Genomic DNA, 19,538 nt, shown 5'->3' with positions numbered 1-19,538 from the left:
GTCTCATGAATCGAGGCCGGGCCGAATTCGCGTTTCGTCACAGAAAGGCTTGAGTATGTCGGAACAGCTCGAACCGATGCCGGAAGACTGGAGGCAAGCCCTGGTGATCGTCGCTCACCCGGACGATGTGGAGTTCGCCGCGGCGGCTTCGGTGGCCACTTGGACGGATGCCGGACGTGATGTCGCGTATCTGCTGGTGACCCGTGGTGAGGCGGGTATCGATGGGATGGCGCCCGAACAGGCCGGCCCGCTCCGGGAGAACGAGCAACGTGCGAGCGCGGGGATTGTCGGTGTGCGCGACGTGCGGTTCCTGGAGGGGCACCGTGACGGTGTCATCGAGGAGGGGCTGCTTCTCCGGCGTGCTCTCGCACGCGAGGTGCGGCGATATCGGCCGGAACTCGTGGTGACCCTCAACCACCACGACACCTGGAGCTTCGGCGCTTGGAACAGCGCCGATCACCGGGCCGTCGGTCGAGCAGTGCTGGATGCGGTCGCCGATGCGGGCAACCGTTGGATCTTCCCGGAACTGACCTCCGACGAAGGTTTCCAACCGTGGGGTGGCGTGCGCTGGGTGGCGATCGCCGGCTCACCGTACCCGTCACATGCCGTTGAAGTGACCGCCGCACTGGACCGGGCGGTGGATTCGCTGGCCGCCCACGGCAATTATCTCTCCGCGCTGAGCGACCAGTCGCCCGAGCGAATGGCTCGTGACTTCCTGGAACGTACGACGGCGCAGGCCGGTGAGTCGTTCGGTGTCGACCACGCCGTGTCCTTCGAGCTCATCGCGCGCTGATTCTCCTGCCGACCGGTTCCCGCGGAAGCATCCGCCGCACGGTGCGGGGACGCCGCCCCCGAAGATTCGGTGCCCCCGCGAGGCCCGAAAGCGCTTCGCCGTTCGCGATCACCGGTCACCAGTGGTGGAGGAGTCGCCCCGCGCGTGCGGGAGGAGGAAGATGAGCAAGAACGTGAGGATGCAGGCAGCCAGGCAAAACAAGCCGGCGATCTGGATGGCGTGACCGTACTCAACGTGCAGTGTCGAGGATGCCGAGTGTCGTGCTGCCTGTGGCAGCGAACCGAACAACGCGGTACCGACGATCGCGATCCCCAGCGCGTGGCCGACTCGTTGCGCGGTCGCGATGACGCCACCGGCCGTGCCCGCTTCCTGGCCGGGTACGTCGGTGAGCGCCATCCCCAGCAATGGGGCACCGAGCATCATCGCGCCGATACCGCTGGCGAACGTCGTCGGCGCCAGCCACAGTACGTTCACATCGGTGCCGAGATAACCGATCGTGGCGAGGACACCGGCGGTGCCGACCAGCAGCAGGCCACTGCCCAGATGAAGTGCTCTCCTGCCGAGACGGCGGACAGCCGAGGCGGATATCGACGACCCCACGAAGGTTCCGACCGCGAACGGCAGCAGTACCAGGCCGGTGGCCAGGGCGGAGCTGCCGAGCCCGAGCTGCAAGTAAGCCGACAGTGCGAACTGCAGGCTGGCGAACGCGATGAACTGCGTGAGAGTAGTAGCGACACCGGCCGCGAACGATCGTGTGCGGAACAATCGAATGTCGATCAGCGGTGCTGCCCCTCTGCGCAGCCGGCTGCGTTGCCAGGCCACGAACAGCGCGCCCATCGGGAAGGACGCGGTGAGGGCGGCGAAGACCCAGCTTGGCCAGCCCTGCTCGTACCCCTGGATCAGCGGGTAGATCACGAGTAGCAGCACGGTGGTGAGCAGGGCGGCACCGACCGGGTCGAGCGACCCGCCTCGTCCCCGGTAATCGGGCAGCACTTTCAGTGCAACGAGCAGGACGATCAGTCCGATCGGGACGTTGAGCAGGAAGATCGGGCGCCAGCTCCATCCTCCGAGGTCCACCGAGATGAACAAGCCGCCGAGTACCGGTCCCAGTGAGGCCGCGATTCCGGCGACCGCGCCGTACCAGACGAACGCGCGTCCCCGTTCGGCCGGTCGGAATGCCGCCTGGATCATCGCCAGTACCGCAGGATTCATCATTCCGGCGGTGATTCCTTGCACGATCCGCCAGGTGATGATCTCCGGAGCTGTGCTCGCCTGCCCGCACAGCGCCGAGGCGAGGGTGAAACCCGCGAGTCCGATGAGGAACAGCCGCTTGTGTCCGAACCGATCGCCGAGGCGACCGGCGGGGATAAGCAGAAGCCCGTAGGCCAGGGCGTATCCGGTCATCATCCATTGGGCCGCGCTGTAACTGGCCGACATGTCCTCCTGGATGGGCGGAATGGCGACGTTCATGATCGTGCCGTCCAGCAGGATCATGAAGAATCCGGCCAGCACCACGGCCAGTACCGCCCACTGGTTTTCGCGCCGCTCCGGAGAGTTCGTACCGACCAGGGGTGATCGCGCCGAGGGGCTCGGTACGGTCTGCTCGGGCATGCTGGTCTCCTCTGGGGGAGTGTCGCCGTGGCGATCGGGAGGGTGGTTACGAAGCAGTGCGGGTCTGCTCCGGGCTGTACGGTGAGCGGGCACCCAGGCTCGGCCCGGACTTGTGCAACGAGGCGATCACGGCCTCCTGCCCCTGCTCGCGCATCCTGGATTCGTACTCGGCGATGGCCGGATACAGCGAAAGCTGCCCACGGTCGGCCGCGCGTAGTTTTGCGCTGAGTGATGCGGCATCGCACAGGGCGGTGTTCGCACCTCGACCGCCGATCGGGGCCATCGCGTGGATGGCGTCGCCGAGCAGCGTGACATTGCTCGTCTGCCAGGGATTCACGGGCAGCACGGCACGGACCGACAGCGGGAACGTGGACGGTTTGTCGGCACGCTCGACGAGTCGCCGCAGCGTGGGATGCCATCCGTCCAGCATGTCCAGAGCGATGCCGTGCAACGTCGCCGAGTCGGTGCGCCACAGAGCCTGCTCGCGAATGGGGAGATCACCGACGGGGGCGAGTTGCAGCCACATCAGGTAGTCGGGCACCGGATCCAGCCGGGCATCGGGGACCAGCTCCGTCGCCGCCTCTTGCTGTGGGCGGCGGGAGCGGTACTCGGCCATGGCCAGGGTCCGGTAGTCCGGACCGTGTACGCCGGTGAAGGTGTTGTGCAGTTCTTCGGGGAAGTCGGCTTCGAGCGCTGCCATCGTGGTCTTACCGGTGATGGCACGGACGCCGGTGTCACAGATCTCGGCGTGCGGAAGGAGCTGATGTCGTACCACCGAATTGATGCCGTCCGCCGCGACGAGCACGTCACCGTTTGCCACGCTGCCATCCGCGAAATGCGCTTGTACCCCTGCGTCGGTCTGCTCGTAACCGACGAGTTCCCGTCCGAAGCGGAGCGCGCCGTCCAAACCGGTGAGCAGGATCTGACGCAACGTGTGGCGGTTGACCGCGGTGGGCGACCGTGCCGGGGTGAAGTCGCCCGCCCGGGCATCTCCCTCGCCGGTCTTGTCGAACCGGTGATCGAAGAACATCGCGACCTGCTTGTCCGGTGTGGCGGTGGACGTGGCGATGTAGAGCTCGTACAGGTCTTCCGGCAGGCACTCGGCGAGGGCCGTGTGCCCGGGGGCGTCGATGTGGATGCGGTATCCCTGCAGCCGGAAGTCGTGCCTGGGATCGCGCTCGTAGACGGTGACATCGACCCCGGCTTTACGGAGACCGTGGGCGAGGGTGAGCCCGCCGAGACCGGCGCCCGCGATCAGAACGTGTAGAGACATATCTACCCCTCGTAGCCTGGCCGTCCGGCCCGGTGGCCGGAGGGTGGTAGCGACACCTGGGCATTTCTACACAATGTGTGCACTTCTGGCGATCCCGTGAACGCGCGATACTTGCCTGCGCTTGCTCCGGCTCACCACCGATCAAGCCGCGGAGGCCGAAAAAACCGCCAAATGGAGGCAATTGCCGCAACCATGCGCCATTTTCATGTCCGTCCGTCGGCGGAGTGTCAAATTCCCGTCGGCGACGGTGTCATCCCGGCAATCCGTCTTTGCTGGTCACTGGATTCATGAATGACGCCACCAGTTTTCGTGTGCATTTGGGGTCATGCTGGTGACGTTTAGCATGTCAGCACAGATTGTGATCTACGTCACAATGTTTTCCGAATGTCGAACTGGTATCGTCCGAAGCGAAGTTGCCTTCCTGGTCGCACTGGGGGTGTCACGGTTCAAGTGAATACCGCGCCAAATTTAAACTCTGCGTCCGCTCCCTTGTTTTCGGGATGTCTTTGGCTCCGGCCGTCGAGCCGAAAATTTCTTTTTTGCGGGGTATAGATGCGCCGATTCCTGTCTTCGGGCTCGGATGATCCGGCACTGGTGGGCCGGAACAGGATTCTTTCCGAATTATCCGGTTCCCTCGAGGCGGTACTGGGGGGGAGCGGTGGCAGTTACTGCGTGGAAGGCGCTGCAGGTATCGGCAAGACCCGACTCGTCCGACACATCGGTACCGAAGCTATCCACAGAGGAATGTCCGTCGCGGGTGGTCAGGCCACCGAGTTGGACCGTATGGCGCCGTTCAGTACCCTGCTGACCTGCTTGCAGGGTGAAAGTGCGCCCGGTCTGGATGTTTCCTCCTTCGCGAGCGCGACGGACCGAGGCCAGTTCGGCCAAGTGGATCGGCTCGGGGAGATACTCGAGGACCACTCTCGGCAGCGGCCACTGCTCGTGCTGATCGACGACGCACAATGGATGGACGAGATGACGGCGTTCGCGTTGCGCATTCTCGTTCCGGGACTGTCCTCCTCACCGGTGGTGTGGTTGCTTTCCCGACGCCGATTATCGGGACGCCGCCCTCCGCAAGAAGCCATCGATTGGCTGATTGACCAGGGAACTCGATTACTGCCACTCGAACCGTTGGATGACGATGCCGTCGCACAGATCTGTGAAACCGTGCTGGGGGCCATTCCCGATTCGGGGGTGCTGTCGCTGGTCTCGCGTTGCAGCGGCAATCCTTTCCTGCTGCGCGAGTTATTGACGACGCTGTCCGATGCGGGGCAACTGGCCGTTTCGGACGGGACGGCCACGATCGTCCGCGGCACGCTCCCGGCGAATTTCGTGAGCGCGGTGGGGGCTCGGCTGCGCGAACTCTCCGAGGACGCGCGCAAGCTACTGGAAGCGGGAGCCGTACTCAGCCGGCCGTTCACCGCCCATGAGGCGGCACGTCTGATGGGCTTTTCGGCGGTCGGCCTGCTGTCCGCGGTCAAGGAAGCGATCGAGGGCGGGACTTTGGTCGACCAGGGATCGAACCTGGTGTTCCGGCACGATCTGATCCGTGAGGCGGTTTACGACGAGTTGCCCGGCCCGGTGCTGTCGGTACTGCACCGGGAGGCGGCCGATGTCGTGCGGGAGGAGGGGCGTTCCGCGATCGAGGTCGTGGAGCACCTGGTCCGGAGCGGACGCCACATCGACCACCAGATGGTCGGGACGATGCGGGACGAGGTCAAGAAGGTGGCCGAAGGAGCACCGAGCAGTGCCGCCGACCTCATCCTGCGCATGGTCAACCTGCTCGACGAGCGGGATCCTGCCGGACCGGAGCTGGTCGCCGATGCGGTACGGCTGCTCGCCAGCGCGGGGCGGGTCGGGGAGGCTCGGGACCTCGCCAAGCGGACATTACGCGGCGGCCTGACCGCCGAGTCGGAATCGGGGTTGCTGCTCGGGCTCGCGGAGGCCCTCAAACACGCCGGGCGCAACGCCGAGGTGGTGGAGCACACCCGCCGGGCACTCGCGCGCCCGGATGTGCCCGACGCCGTCCGTGCGCGGTTGCTCGCGATCCACGCGCACGGATTGCTCTACATCGATGATCTGGCCAGAGCCGACAGCGCGAGTCGACAGGCCGAGGAAGTCGCGGAGGCGGCGGGAGACCTCGCGGCGATGGTTTTCGGCATGGTCGCGCGTACCGTCACGCTGCGCGCGAGGGGCAGACTGGCGGATGCGGTCGAACTGGCGCGGGAGGCGGTCCAGGTGGCCGACCGGACGACCTCCGACGTCCGGCACCGGCACCCCCGGCTGTGGCTGGCACCGGCCCTCGGCGCGATGGACCGCCTCGCCGAAGCCGATGCGGTGTGCGAGATAGGGCAGCGGGAGGCCGGCGAGTTGGGTACCGCTTGGTCGCAGCCGCTGTGGCACTACCAGCGGGCTCGCCTGCGCATCGCCAACGGGCGGCTCGACGACGCGGCTGCGGAGGCCGAGGCCGGCCTCCGGTTCGCCGAGCAGCTCGCCGCGTACGCCTTGATGGTGCCGTTGCTGGGGCTGCTGGCCTACATCGCGATCCAGCGCGGCGAGGATGCGGCAGGCAACGCACATCTGGACAGCGCGGGCAAACTCGTCACCGATGGCATCGGAGGGGGGATGGAGGACCTGGGGTGGCCGATGGCCCTGGCGCAGGACGCGGCCGGGAAACCGGAAGCGGCGATGCGGACCCTGGACGAGATCTTCAGGTGTCTCCCCGACCGGATGCTGTTGCTGGTCTTCGACGTGCGGGCGAGCGCGACGCTCGTGTCCCTGGCCCAGCGGGTGGGCGACAGCAAACGCGCACAGCTCGTGGTGGACACCAGCCGGGCGCTGGCGGACCGCAATCCGATGGTGAGCTCCTTCGCGGGCGCGGCGAAGCACGCGGAAGGTCTGATAAAACAGGATCTGAACACCCTGCGCGATGCGGTGGCTGCTTTCCGACGCGGCCCGCGTCGGCTCGGTCTGGCACTGGCCCTCGAGGACACGGCCGCAGCCGAGTTCGATGCCGGAAACCGGCAGGGCGCGGTCAAGTTGTTGGAGGAATCCTCCGAGATAGCGCGCATCAGCGGTGCCCATCGGGACCTCGCACGCATCCAGGAGCGGTTGACCGAGCTGAACATTCCGCGCAAGCCCGCTCTGCACGGTACCTCGCGGTGGAACTGCTTGACGGAATCGGAACTTCGCGTGGCGCTTCTGGTCGCGGACGGGTTGACCAACCGCGAGGTCGCCGCCCGTTTGTTCCTGTCGCCGCACACGGTGGATAGCCACCTGCGGCACAGCTTCACCAAACTCGGCGTGTCCAGCCGGGTGGAGCTGACCCGCCAAGTCCTCGCAAACACCGAGGATGGGTAGCAGCGGATGGTCCAACAGGAGTATGCGCGAGTGCTGCCTCAGCAGCCGCGAACCAGGTCGAGCAGGGCACTCCGGTCGTCCGGAACGACATCGCCGCGCCACGCCACGTGCTGGTCCGGGCGTACGAGAACGAGATCGTGCTCCCAATGCGCACGGAGATTTTCGTCATCGACGATAAGATGCTTGATCGGGACGCCGCGCTGTTCGGCCACCTCGACCATGTCCTTGCCCGCCTTCGTTCCGGACATGTCGCAGAGCGTGAATTCAGTACCGAACAGGTCGAACACCGGCGTTCCGTTCGCCAGCCGGATCGAGGGGGCGCGCCCGCCAGGCCAGGTCGTGGGGATGATCCGTGCCCATGACCACGCCGGTGCGGGGCCGGCTTCGTGACGGATCACCGGTGACGAGTCGTAGCGGTAACCGAAGTGGATGCCGAGGTTGTCCATCTGGTAGGTCTCGTGCTCGAGGAAGCCCTGAATGTGCTCGCGAGAGGCTCCGTTGGCGACCAGCCTCGGGAAGCGAAGCCACACTTCGAGCAGATTGGCGCACATCTCGCGGTTGAACAGGGCGACGGGGCGTCGTTCGTCCTCGTAGCTGTCCAACAGGGCCGGTCCGCCCCACCCTCGCAAGCAAGCGGAAAGCTTCCAGCCAAGATCGACCGCGTCGCCGATCCCGGTGTTCGCGCCGTGCCCGCCGGTCGGGTAGAACTGGTGAGCGGCGTCACCGGCGAGGAATACCGAACCGCTGCGATAGGCGTCGGAAACCCCGAGCCTGCCTTCCCACTCGACGATGCTGAGTACCTCGTCCACCCGGAAGTCCACTCCGAGATTTTCGCGCATGAGCGTCAGGGGTTCCACGGAGCGGGTCGTCTCGTCGGCGAGGTGCACCGTTCCGGTCCAGGTGTCCTGCTCGTCCCGGGAGACCAGGGTGAGACCACCGGCTGCGATGGTGAGAAATGCTCTGCCGTGCTTGCGCAAGGTGGGGTCACTGCTGCGGAAGTAGACGTCGCGATGCTGCGTGGTCGGTCCGAGCTGCGACATGGGGATGCCGAGCTGCCCACGTACTGTGCTGTTCGCCCCGTCGCATGCCGCGAGGTAGCGGGCGCTGACGGTGTGCTCGGTGTGGTGCTCGGTATCGACGAGCCTGGCACGAATTCCCGAGGAGTCCTGGTCGAACTCGTGCAAGGACCAACCCTCGCGGAAGTCGACCAGACCGCATTCCCGGACACGGCGTCGCAGCATCTGCTCCAGGAGGGAACCCTGCAATCTTTGGTGGGCCTCCAATGGCATGGAGCCGTCGTTGCTCTCCTCGATACGCCTGTTCAGCTCGGTCACCGAGGAGTAATTCCACACCGAGATCGGTTGCTCGTCGAAGTCGCGGGTCCAGACGAAGTTGAAGGGGTGGTCGGGGCCGACCCCGCCCGTGCGTATCTCCGCGGTGAGATCCAGTCTGCGCAGCAGTTCCATGCTCCGGCCGTTGATGTAGTCCATCTTCGGATGCCGGGAGGGAAAGGGGGAGCGGTCCACGAGGATGCTGTGAATTCCGTGCCGGGCCAGCTCAAGGGCGGTGACGGCCCCGACCGGCCCGGCCCCGACCACCAAGACCTGGGTGTGGGCCCGCGCCTGCTCGTCCTGTTGGTTCATGCGGTGTGGCTCCTCCGTCCGTATCCGGCGTCGATGCTGCTCCGGCGCGTTCACGTTGTCGTGCTGGTTTTCCAGCCTGATTCATCGGCGCGGGAAAATGCGTCACGTCTTTGCGGGATTCGGGGCGGGGCCAGCGGTCCCGGCATGTCGGCAGGCGGCTGTGGCAGGACGCGCACGTCGAAACGCGCGGAATTTTCCGGGTGGTGCGAGCCGGCTGTGCAGGATTTTCGAAACCTCCCGTGAACACGTGATGCCAATCGGAGGCGCGAACTCGCAGGCTTTGGAGCATCGAGAAACCAAGGTCGGCACGCCGAAGCGGGTGCAGACAGCCGACGATTTCCGTTCGGACCCGATCCCTTGAGAGCCTACAATGGACAGAAAACCGGTCTTCGACTTCCATGCGCGCCTGGCACCGCGCCCCGGTGCGTACGAGAAGATGCTGGCTGCGATGGATTCCGCGGGAATCGGTCGCGCGGTGATCAGCTCCGGCGGGGTCGTCGACCTCGACACCCTCGCCAAACAGATCATGGTGGGTGGCCACGTCCGGGGCGATGCCGACAATGATGCGGTGCTGGCCGCGGGAACACGGTCCGGTGGCCGCCTCGTTCCCTTCTTCTTCGCCAACCCGCACCGGGATCCGCAGTACTACCGGGAGCGGGCGCCGGAGTTCCGCGGGCTTGAACTCTCCCCTGCCGTCCACGGGGTGCCGCTGACCGACGAGCGTACCGTCGCGCTGGTCGAGATCGCCGCCGAGGTCGGCCACTCCGTCTACGTCGTCTGCCTCGGCGCCCCGGGTTTCACCGCAGGCGACCTCGCCGTGCTGGCGGAGAAATTCCCGGATGTCACCTTCGTGCTCGGCCACTGCGGCTTCGTCGGGGTGGATCTGTACTCGCTGAACCGAATCACCCCCCGATCCAACGTCTTCACGGAGATCTCGGGGTGCTACACGGAAGTGGCACGTGCCGCTGTGGATCGGCTCGGGGCCGGACGAGTGTTGTTCGGCACGGAGTATCCCCTTCAACATCCCGACGTCGAACTAGCCAAGGTGCGGGCACTGCAACTCGATCCGGAGAGCCTGCACGAGGTTATCCGGGGAAACGCCCACCGTATTCTCGGAGAGGAGTCGTGATGAGCCGGATGGAGTCCGAGCTTCCGCAGTTGGGCCAGTGGAAAAATGTGGACGAGTTGGCCGAGATCCAGGAAAAGCAGATTCCATGGATTCTTGACCGCGCGGCCCGATCGCCGTTCTACCGTTCTCGGTTGTGTTCGGATGTGCCGTCTTCGGTGGCGGAGTTCGATGAGTTGCCCATCACCGAAAAGCAGGACCTCAAGGACAACTATCCCTTCGGAATGCTCGCGGTGCCGAGGCGGGAATTGGCCACCTACCACGAGTCCAGTGGTACGGCAGGTCAACCGACACCCTCGTACTACACCGCGCAGGACTGGGAAGACCTCGCGGAACGCTACGCGCGCAAGTGGATCGGAATATCATCCGAGGACACCTTTCTGGTCCGTACCCCGTACGCACTGATGATCACTGGTCATCTCGCCCAGGCGGGCGGGCGCCTGCACGGTGCTACGGTCGTGCCCGGGGACAATCGCTCGTCCGCGATGCCGTACTCGCGGGTGGTGCGCGTGCTGCACGACCTCGACGTGTCGCTGACCTGGTCGATGCCGACCGAGACGTTGCTGTGGGCGGCGGCGGCTCGGGCGAACGGATACGCACCGGACCGGGACTTCCCGGGACTGCGAGCACTTTTCGTGGGGGGTGAGCCCCTGACCCCTGCACGCCGCGCGCGCATCAGCGAGGTCTGGGGCGTGCCGGTCATCGAAGAATACGGCTCCACCGAGACGGGCAGTCTCGCAGGCGAGTGCCCCGCCGGAGCATTGCACCTGTGGGCCGACCGCGTCCTGTTCGAGGTCCTCGATCCGAGCACCGGCAGGATCGAGCGCGCGGGCAGCGGTCAGCTCGTGGTCACTCCGCTGTTCCGGGAGGCAATGCCCTTGCTGCGGTACAACCTCGAAGACGACGTCGAAATCTCCTACCGGGATTGCGCTTGCGGATGGAACCTGCCGACCGTTCGCGTGTTGGGGCGCGCGGCGTTCGGGCACCGTGTCGGGGACACCGAGGTCACTCAGCACCGGCTGGAAGAGCTGGTGTTCGGACTGCCCGCTGAGCGCGAGGTGTGGTTCTGGCGGGCGAAGGCGGACCCGGACCGGCTGCGGGTGGAAATCGAGGTCGGGCCGCAGCACAGGGATGCGGCCTGCGCCGAGTTGGCAGCCGCGATCGAACGGGAGTTGGGAGTGGAGTGCGATGTCCGGGGAGTCGATTCCGGGACATTGATCCCGACCGAGTCGCTCACTCGCATTCATGACGTGGTGAAGCCGCGAAATCTGTTCGGTGCCGGCGAGGACTGGACGAAGGCGTTGCTCTACTACTGAGCCCGCCGAAGCATTCTACGAGGACAGCGATGCGAAACAACGAGATGCGAATTGCCATTGTGGGCGCCGGGATCGCGGGCCTGACCGCCGCCTCGGCACTCGCGCGCGCGGGCGTGCGGTGTGAGGTCTTCGAACAGACACGTCTGCTGCGCGAGGTTGGTGCAGGCATCCAGATCGCGCCCAACGCGGCCAACCTGTTGCACCGACTCGGTCTCGCGAACGATCTTGGCGAGGTGGCGATCCGGGCGGAGGCGCTCGAGATGCGGCGCTGGCAGGACGGCAGCGTGCTGCGTCGGATGCCGCTCGGTGGACGATCCGAGGAGTTCTTCGGCGCACCGTACTACGTCGTGCATCGCGCCGACCTGCACCATGTGCTGCTGGAGAGCCTGCCGGTCGAGACGGTTCGTCTCGGGAAGCGGTGCGTGGCGATCGAGGAGTCCCCGGAACACGTCGAATTGTTCTTCGAGGACGGAACGACGAGGGTGGCTGACGTCGTCGTCGGTGCCGATGGCATCCATTCGGTGGTCAGAGGCAATCTCGTCGCCGACGCCCCGCGATTCTCCGGTCAGACCATCTACCGCGGTGTCATACCGGCCGAGCGGATGCCGCTGTTCGACGATGACCCGAGGGTCCTGATGTGGCTGGGCCCGAATCGGCACTGTGTTTGCTATCCGATCTCCGGCGGGAAGCAGATCAGCTTCGCGGCCACCGCCCCGGCAACGGACCGTGGTGTGGAGTCCTGGTCGGCCGAGGGCGACGTGGCGGAGCTGCTCGGGGCTTACGATGGCTGGCACGAGCAGGTCCGCCACATCATCGAAGCCGCTCCCACGGTGGGCCGCTGGGCCTTGCACGATCGGGATACCGCGGAGAGTTGGAGCACCCGCCGCAGCACGATCATGGGGGATGCCGCCCACCCGATGCTTCCGTTCATGGCGCAGGGGGCGAACCAGGCGATCGAGGACGCGATGGCACTCGCGGCGTGCCTGGAACAAGCTTCTCCGCACACCACTGCGGAAGCCCTCCTGCACTATGCCGAGGTCCGGAAGGATCGCACGAATCAGGTGCATCGGATCTCCCGCGACAATACCGAGATGCTGCACCTGCCCGACGGCACGGAGCAGCGTCACCGTGACCGGGTGCTGTCCGAGAACGCCGATCCCCGAAGCCGGGCATGGCTCTACGGTTACGACGCCGAAAGCGCGGTGAAGGACAACCCGGCCGGCCTTGCGAGCGCACCGTCGAACCCGTGAATCCCGTCGACCGCCCCCGGTACGGGAGCGGTGTCCATCGACATTCGAACGCCTACTACCCCGGAGGGGAGTCGCAGTGTCCGTTACATCCGAGTCCGCCGACCATGCGCAGCTACGATCCGACAGTGACGAGAAGGGCGACGCCGCCACCACGGTGAAGTTCAGCGAGATCGCACCGCTGATGCAGCTCGCCGACATGATGGCACCGGTGGCGGTGCGTACGGCAGCCACGCTCGCGCTGGCCGACCACATCGCGGCGGGCACGACGCACCTGCGTGAGCTCGCGGCTGCGTCGGATTCGAACCCCGACGCGTTACGCCGGTTGCTACGGTATCTGATCGCGCGCGGGGTCTTCGCTGAACCCGAAACCGATCGGTATGCCCTGACCGACATGGCCGGCTTGCTGCTGCGGGACCATCCCGCTCGCTTGCGGGACAGATTCGACCTCAACGGACCGGTCGGGCGCGGTGACCTGTCCTTTATCCACCTGCTCGACTCGATTCGCACCGGGGGACCTTCGTTCGAACGGATGTACGGGCAGCCGTTCTGGGAGGACCTCGACTCGGATCCGGACCGGGTCGCCCGATTCGCCGAGATGATGGCCGCGAACTCGGCTGATTCGGGGATCGAGTCCGAATACGAGTGGAGCGAGTTCGAGCACGTCGTCGACGTCGGTGGCGGTACGGGAACACTGGTCGCCCAGGTACTGCGTGCCAACCCGCACATGCGGGGCACCATCGTCGATCTTCCCGCGACAGCCGAGGGTGCGCGTGACGTGCTCACCCGGGCGGGATTGTCCGAGCGCTGCGACGTGGTCGGCGCGAACTTCTTCGAACCGTTGCCGTCCGGTGGTGACGTGTATGTGCTGTGCAAGATCCTGCACGACTGGGACGACGCCAACGCGGTCGCGATCCTGCGGCGCTGCGCGGAGGCTGCAGGTACAGCGGGTCGAGTACTCATCAGCGAGATGGTCCTGAACGGCGGTGCCAACGACCGACAATTCACCTACCTGGACCTGCACATGCTGGTCTATTTCGGTGGAAAGGAGCGCACTCTGGACGAATACGCGCAACTCGCGGCGGAAGCCGGAATGACGACCAAACGTGTAGGAAACGGCAAGTGGGGTGCCTCGCTGCTGGAGTGCACGCCGAAATAGCCGAGTGGTGCCGCCGTTTCGGCGCACCCACCGAAACGTCAAGATTATCGAGAGGGGAACCAACATGACCACGACATCCGAGGAAGTCCCTGTCACCGCGACCGTCGCCTCCTGGGCGGCCGACCTGAACCACAGCAGCGTGACCTTCCGCATCCGCAACTTTTTCGGAACGGTTTCGGGACACTTCAACCTCAAGCAGGCCACTGTCACCTACGACGAGTCGACACCGGATGCCACGGTCGGTGCCATCATCGATGCCGCGAGTATCGACACGGGCAGCGAGATGCGGGACGGCCACGTCCGGGGTGAAGGGTTCCTGGATACCGACACTTATCCGGAGATCACCTTTCGGAGTACCGCGTTGCGGCTCGATCCCGGCCGGGAAACCGGTGAGCTGCTCGGCGAGCTCACGGCGCACGGTGTGACTCGTGCGGTCACCCTGCGGTTGCAGCAGCTGGGCAGGGGGTACTACCCGCTGGCCGAGGCAGAGGCACTCGTCGTGGCCGGAGAGACCGAACTGGACCGCAACGAATTCGGAGTCACCCAGAACATGCCGTGGGGTGAGAAGACGCTGCTGGGCAACGAGATCAGCATCCGCATCGAGCTGTTGCTGCTGCCCGCGACCGAGGAATGACCGGAAGCGGGCTGCCCGGTACTCACGCCGGGCAGCCCGCTCGACGGGATCGTCAGTGGCCGTCGACCGAGTCGAGCCCCCAGCTCACGACCTTGTGCGGAGTGATGCGGATAATCGCGTCCCGGGCGCTGCCGTCGGGCCAAGTGGCACTGTCCAGCGCTTCGCCCGTCCCCCGGACCTGGACGCATCGCGGATTCCACGGTGGTGGGACATCGTCCACGACGAACGCCACGTTGGGGGACTCGCGAACGTTGCGAAATTTCTTGGTATTCGAAAAGTCGCGTCCGCCGATATCGATGGTGTCGGTGTTGGGATTGTAATTCCATCCTACGGGCACGACGTGGGGCCGACCCGCGGCGTCAACGGTGGCGAGGCGCCCCAGCCGGTTTCCCTCCTCCAAGTAGGCCAGTTCGGACGTGGAGAACACGCTCACGTCGGATCACTCCATTCCGGGATATCGGTGTTACGGGACATGGTAGCGGTGGCGACCCTGGTTTTCCAGGATCATGCGGATTTATCCGGCGAGTAATTTGTCGCCGCTCGTTGAGCGACGCGGCAAGAGGCGTTTCCAGGTAGTTCGCCGTTATGTGGTCACCCGTTGCGGTTGCCGGATCGCGCGATTACGCCATGTCCTTTCCCGGGCGGTCACTGCACACTCTGTGCAGGATCATCCGGATCCGCCGGATGTATCCGATTCCTCATGGGCTTGCTGCCGGCCACGGTGACGTCAAGATGAACAGGAGATCGTACGGTGCATTCGAATCTGTCCCTGGCGACCGGTGTGGTGGCCGCTCTTGTCGTTATTCTTGTCGCGACCACACTGTTCGGAGTGATGGCCCGGCGCGTCGGCCAACCGAGAGTGGTCGGTGAGATGGTGGCAGGTGTCGTGCTGGGGCCCTCGGTTCTCGGTGCTTTCTTCCCACAAATACAGAGCACCATATTCCCGGAGGACGTCAAGGACGTCCTGTATGTATTGAGTACGATAGGCCTCACGTTCTTCATGTTCCTGGTGGGGTCCGGGGTCGATCATTCGACGGTGGACCGGCGCTCGGTTCGGCGCTCGACCTCGGTCGCCTTGGGCGGGATCATTCCCCCCTTCCTGCTGGGTGCGGGCGCCGCCGTGGTGTTTTTCGACCAGCTCGCCACTGACGGCTCGACCATGCCGGAGTTCGTACTGCTGCTCGGCGGAGCGCTTTCCATCACCGCGTTCCCCATGCTCGCGAGGATGCTGCAGGACTGGGGCCTGACCAGTACCCCGTTCGGAACGATGACCGTGCTGGCCGCCGCCGTCGACGATGCCGTGGCATGGGCGATGCTCGCGGTGATCATCGCGGTCGCCGAGGCAGGCAACCCGGGCGGGGCGACGGGCACCATCATCGGCGCGGCGGCGTTCGCGGTGTTCATGCTGACGATCGGTCGACGCCTTCTCGAGCCGGTGGCGCGCATCGTCGAGCGGACGGGGCGGGTAGCGCATGGTCAGATGGCGATCATCCTGCTGGTCGTCGTCGCCAGCGGCTGGTTCACCAACATGATCGGCATTCACTCGATATTCGGCGGTTTCATCGCCGGTATGTCCGTGCCGAATTCGCCGGTCCTGCGGCAGCGTTTACAGGAAAGGTTGACCGATATGAATTTGATCCTGTTTCTGCCGGTGTTTTTCGTGTTCTCCGGGCTCAATACCCAACTTGCCGGTCTCGGCAGTGCGGAGTTGATCATACCGCTGATCACCATTGTGGTGCTCGCGTTCGCGGGAAAGTACCTGGGATGCATGCTGGTGGCCCGCTGGAACGGTGTCTCGTGGCGTGACTCGTCGGCCATGGGCGGGCTTATGAACGCCCGGGGCCTGATGATTCTGATCTTTATCAATGTCGGACTCGGATACGGGATAATCGGGGACGGCCTGTTCTCGATCCTGGTTCTCGTCGCGGTGGTGACCACCGCAGCCGCGATGCCCGTATACAGCGCTTCCGTGCGCGACCGTTCGAAGAACGGTGCGGCGGAGAGCGTGGGTGAGCATCCCGGTTCGCGGCCGATCTCCGGAGTGATGGCCGGGTCCGAGGCCGGTACGGCTCCGGTGGAAGCGGAAGAGACCGGTGACGAAGCAGTCGAACCGGCAACCACTCGTTGAGTGGATTCTCGCGCAGTGCGTGAAGGGAAAACAAGCAAGGAGGAAAACCGCCGTGCACACTTACAACGACACTTTTCCCGATGTGGTCGACGCCGTGGTCATCGGTTCCGGTCCGGCAGGCTCGACCGCCGCGATTCACTTGGCCGAAGCGGGCCGGTCGGTACTTTTCCTGGAGCGGCGCACGTTGCCGCGGTTCCATATCGGCGAATCGCAACTGACCTATTCCGCGGAACTGCTCCGGCAGATGGGGCTCTACGATGAGGTGGCCGCGCAGGGGTATCCGGTCAAGACCGGTGCGGAGTTCATCACCGCGAGCGGTGAATTCCGGCGCACGGATTTCTCCGACCAGGGTGCGGGGCGTCAGGCATCCACGTTCCAGGTCGAACGCGGGCACTTCGACGGTTTCCTCGCCCGCAAGGCGCGCGACAGGGGTGCACACCTGATCGAGAATGCCTTGGTTCGTGACTTGTTGCTCGATGACGATGGTCGGGTCAACGGGGTACGTTACGAGGTCGACGGGCAGTCGCGCACCGTGCGCGCCGGATGGGTGCTCGACGCGGGGGGCCGGGCGAGCAAGACCGCACAGCACTTCAGGACGCGCCAGGAGATCAGCTGGCTGCGTAATGTCGCCGTGTACCGTCACTACCGGGGCCTGGACGAACGGAACAATCCCGCATGCACTGGAGACATCCAGATCGGCGGGCACGAGGACGGCTGGGTGTGGGCGATACCGATCTGGCCGGATACGATCAGCATCGGTGCGGTGATGCCTTCGTCGGTACTGCGTGCGGGCAACAGCCCCACCGAGGTGCTCGAACAGCATCTGGAGCGGGTGCCCCGGATCCGGCAGCGCGTAACCGCAACGATCCCCGATCCACGGACGCAGGTGGAGACCGACTACTGCTACTACTCGGACGTGCTCAGCGGCCCCGGTTGGATCATGGCGGGAGACGCGGGTAGTTTCATCGATCCGATCTTCTCCGGGGGCGCCTTCCTCGCCATGGTCACCGGCAGAGAGGCCGCCAGAACCGTGGACGCCGCCCTGGACGAGCCGTACCGGCAAGAAGAACTGCGGCAGGCGTACTCGGATCTCTACAAGACCGGATACGATTCCTACACGCGCTTGATCTCAGCCTACTACGAGTCCGAGTACAAACTCGGAAAATACCTGCAGGAGCAGGGTTTTGCCGTGGAGGGTGACAGATGGTTCGCGCAGATGCTCAGTGGTGACTTCTGGAGCGACCTCAACCCGCTGACCGAGTGGTTGCGGGCCCAGCGCCGGTGGGACACCTTCTCGTCGTTCGAGATCGTCCGCGAGTGTCCTGTCTATCCGGAACTGGATGCTGCCGAGCGGGCCGCGTGGTCCGCCACCGCATGAGCCTGCCATTGCGCCGACGAGAGAGCACGGCAGGCGCGCAGCGGGGCCGGGGAAGGAACACGGATGCTCCGCGCCGCGGTTTTCGGGCGTGGTTGTTCCGTCGGTACCGGCCGGATTTTGCCGCAGGCCAACGAGAACCCGCAGAAAGGAAGGGATCGGCCGTGATGACGAGTGCAGTGCTGACGACCGCGGCGACGTCGAGTGTTGATACAGGCACACGTGGGGATGGGCAGGAGAGCCTGTTGGCGCGGGCCGCTCGGGACCAGCGCGTCGGTGTGCGTCACGACCGGGCGCCTTCGACGCCCGTGCCATCGGTCCCCGCCGCGGAATCGCGAGCGGTCGGGGCGGACCGGCGACGCGGATTCGGTGCGACCGTGCACGACGAACTGGCTCCACACGTGCGGGGAGAGGTGCTTCTCGCTGGTGATGCCGGCTACGAGGAGGCGAGTTCCGGATACAATCTCGTGCTGGAGCATCATCCGGCCGTTGTCGTTCGAGCGAGCGGTCCGGCGGATGTCATGTCCGCCGTCGCGTTTGCCACGAGGCACGAGACGCCCGTGAGCGTGCTCAACACGGGACACAGTACGGCGGTATCCGCCGACGGATCGGTACTGATCAACACGCGCCGGATGCAGGGGGTGCGCATCGATCCGCATCAGCGCGTCGCCCGACTGGAAGCGGGAGCCACCTGGGACCGCGTGATCCACGAGGCATCGGCGTTCGGGCTCGCACCGCTGAGCGGATCGTCGTCGTCGGTCGGGGCGGTCGGCTACACCCTCGGTGGTGGACTGGGCCTGCTGGGCCGCGGCTTCGGTTACGCTGCCGATCACGTCCGCAGTATCGATATCGTGACGGCGCACGGAACGCTCCGGCAGGTCACGCCGGAGCAGTACGCGGACCTTTTCTGGGCGTTGCGTGGCGGCAAGGGCAATTTCGGCGTGATCACCTCCATGGAGATCGACCTGTTCCCGGTCACCCGGCTTTACGCGGGAGGACTGTACTTCCGCGGCAGCGATGCCAAGGAGGTTCTGAACGCCTATCGTCGGTGGACCCGCACGGTACCTGAGGCCATGACGTCGTCACTGGCTTTGATCAGGTTCCCGTGGGGAGCCGAGCTTCCGGATGAGCTGCGGGGTCGATTCGTCGTTCATGTCCGTATCGCCCACGACGGAACGGCCGAGGAGGGTGAGCGGTTGATCCGTCCACTGCGCGACGCTGCCGCCACCGTTCTCGACACCGTTGCCGATGTCCCCTACACGAGCACGGACGGCATCCACAGTGATCCCGTCGAGCCGTTCCCCTTGCTGGAGCGGAGCAGTTGCCTCCGGGAACTCGACGAGGACGCCGTCGATGCGTTGCTGCACATGGTCGGCCCCGACAGCACGTGTCCCATGCGCCTGGTGGAGCTGCGTCACCTCGGTGGGGCGCTCGGACGGGAGCCGCGGACGCCCAACGCGGTGGGCAACAGGGATGCACGTTTCCTGCTGTACACGGCGGGTCCGGCCACGGCCGTCGATGTGGACGAGGTGCGCGACCACGCACAGGCGACTGTGGACCGGATGGCGCCGTGGAGTACAGGCGGGGTTCTGCTCAATTTCCTCGGAGCCGACGATGTGACTGCGCAGCATATACGCGCCGCGTACGGAACCGAGGATTACCGCAAGCTGCTGCGCGTCAAACGAGCGTACGATCCGGAGAACCTGTTCCGCGTCAATCACAACATCGTGCCCGGCGTGGAAGCCGAGGTCTGAACACATCGGTTGCGGGGTGCGCGGTCATGCCGATCGCACACCCCGCAGCGCCGTCCGGCGCACCTCGAACGGGAAGCGAGAGAACCGGCCCGCCGGGAAGTCGGCGGGCCGGTTCTCTC

Annotated in this window: 14 protein-coding genes; 10 read left to right on the top strand and 4 right to left on the bottom strand. The window is 65.4% G+C overall.

All coding sequences use genetic code 11. The annotated features are described in order from the left end of the window. Positions 1-55 precede the first annotated feature (55 nt). Positions 56-793: a PIG-L deacetylase family protein gene (locus JOF55_RS10810; protein WP_310273106.1), complete on the top strand. Its 738-nt coding sequence runs from the start codon at positions 56-58 to the stop codon at positions 791-793. Between the two features lie 108 nt (positions 794-901). On the opposite strand, the gene JOF55_RS10805 is transcribed toward JOF55_RS10810, so the two are convergent. Beyond that, positions 902-2,404, bottom strand: coding sequence for an MFS transporter (locus tag JOF55_RS10805; RefSeq protein WP_310273102.1), 1,503 nt, complete (start codon positions 2,402-2,404; stop codon positions 902-904). 46 nt (positions 2,405-2,450) lie between these two features. Continuing rightward, complete coding sequence (locus JOF55_RS10800) at positions 2,451-3,677, bottom strand: FAD-dependent oxidoreductase (RefSeq protein WP_310273100.1); 1,227 nt, start codon at positions 3,675-3,677, stop codon at positions 2,451-2,453. Between the two features lie 552 nt (positions 3,678-4,229). Between JOF55_RS10800 and JOF55_RS10795 the strand changes: the two genes are divergently transcribed. After that, entirely contained in the window at positions 4,230-7,037 is a 2,808-nt protein-coding gene (locus JOF55_RS10795) for an ATP-binding protein (RefSeq protein ID WP_310273098.1), read from the top strand. A 38-nt stretch (positions 7,038-7,075) separates the two neighbouring features. On the opposite strand, the gene JOF55_RS10790 is transcribed toward JOF55_RS10795, so the two are convergent. Beyond that, on the bottom strand, positions 7,076-8,680 hold the full coding sequence (locus tag JOF55_RS10790; protein ID WP_310273096.1) for an FAD-dependent monooxygenase: 1,605 nt from the start codon (positions 8,678-8,680) through the stop codon (positions 7,076-7,078). A 370-nt stretch (positions 8,681-9,050) separates the two neighbouring features. Here JOF55_RS10790 and JOF55_RS10785 point away from each other — a divergent pair, with 370 nt between their 5' ends. The 5 genes from JOF55_RS10785 to JOF55_RS10765 all read left to right on the top strand — a co-directional run bounded on the left by JOF55_RS10785 (position 9,051) and on the right by JOF55_RS10765 (position 14,162). Next, entirely contained in the window at positions 9,051-9,809 is a 759-nt protein-coding gene (locus JOF55_RS10785; protein ID WP_310273094.1) for an amidohydrolase family protein, read from the top strand. Positions 9,810-9,817: 8 nt separating this feature from the next. Beyond that, positions 9,818-11,122, top strand: coding sequence for a phenylacetate--CoA ligase family protein (locus JOF55_RS10780; protein ID WP_374727448.1), 1,305 nt, complete (start codon positions 9,818-9,820; stop codon positions 11,120-11,122). Between the two features lie 29 nt (positions 11,123-11,151). Then, on the top strand, positions 11,152-12,372 hold the full coding sequence (locus tag JOF55_RS10775; protein ID WP_310273091.1) for an FAD-dependent monooxygenase: 1,221 nt from the start codon (positions 11,152-11,154) through the stop codon (positions 12,370-12,372). Between the two features lie 76 nt (positions 12,373-12,448). Further along, entirely contained in the window at positions 12,449-13,528 is a 1,080-nt protein-coding gene (locus tag JOF55_RS10770) for a methyltransferase (protein ID WP_310273089.1), read from the top strand. Positions 13,529-13,592: 64 nt separating this feature from the next. Continuing rightward, positions 13,593-14,162 carry a YceI family protein gene (locus JOF55_RS10765; protein WP_310273087.1) on the top strand — a complete coding sequence of 190 codons (570 nt, stop codon included), beginning with the start codon at positions 13,593-13,595 and terminating at the stop codon, positions 14,160-14,162. Positions 14,163-14,214: 52 nt separating this feature from the next. On the opposite strand, the gene JOF55_RS10760 is transcribed toward JOF55_RS10765, so the two are convergent. Beyond that, positions 14,215-14,595 carry a PPOX class F420-dependent oxidoreductase gene (locus tag JOF55_RS10760; protein WP_310273086.1) on the bottom strand — a complete coding sequence of 127 codons (381 nt, stop codon included), beginning with the start codon at positions 14,593-14,595 and terminating at the stop codon, positions 14,215-14,217. 318 nt (positions 14,596-14,913) lie between these two features. On the opposite strand from JOF55_RS10760, the gene JOF55_RS10755 reads away from it, so the two are divergent. The 3 genes from JOF55_RS10755 (at position 14,914) to JOF55_RS10745 (ending at position 19,419) form a co-directional block, all read left to right on the top strand. Further along, entirely contained in the window at positions 14,914-16,290 is a 1,377-nt protein-coding gene (locus JOF55_RS10755) for a cation:proton antiporter (protein ID WP_310273085.1), read from the top strand. A 52-nt stretch (positions 16,291-16,342) separates the two neighbouring features. Further along, on the top strand, positions 16,343-17,668 hold the full coding sequence (locus JOF55_RS10750; RefSeq protein WP_310273083.1) for an NAD(P)/FAD-dependent oxidoreductase: 1,326 nt from the start codon (positions 16,343-16,345) through the stop codon (positions 17,666-17,668). Between the two features lie 242 nt (positions 17,669-17,910). Continuing rightward, positions 17,911-19,419 (top strand): FAD-binding oxidoreductase, encoded by a 1,509-nt coding sequence (locus JOF55_RS10745; protein ID WP_310273081.1) that lies wholly within the window; start codon positions 17,911-17,913, stop codon positions 19,417-19,419. Positions 19,420-19,538: the final 119 nt, after the last annotated feature.

The organism is Haloactinomyces albus (assembly GCF_031458135.1).
GTDB classification, from domain to species: domain Bacteria; phylum Actinomycetota; class Actinomycetes; order Mycobacteriales; family Pseudonocardiaceae; genus Haloactinomyces; species Haloactinomyces albus.
This window is presented reverse-complemented; position numbering and strand designations above follow the sequence as displayed.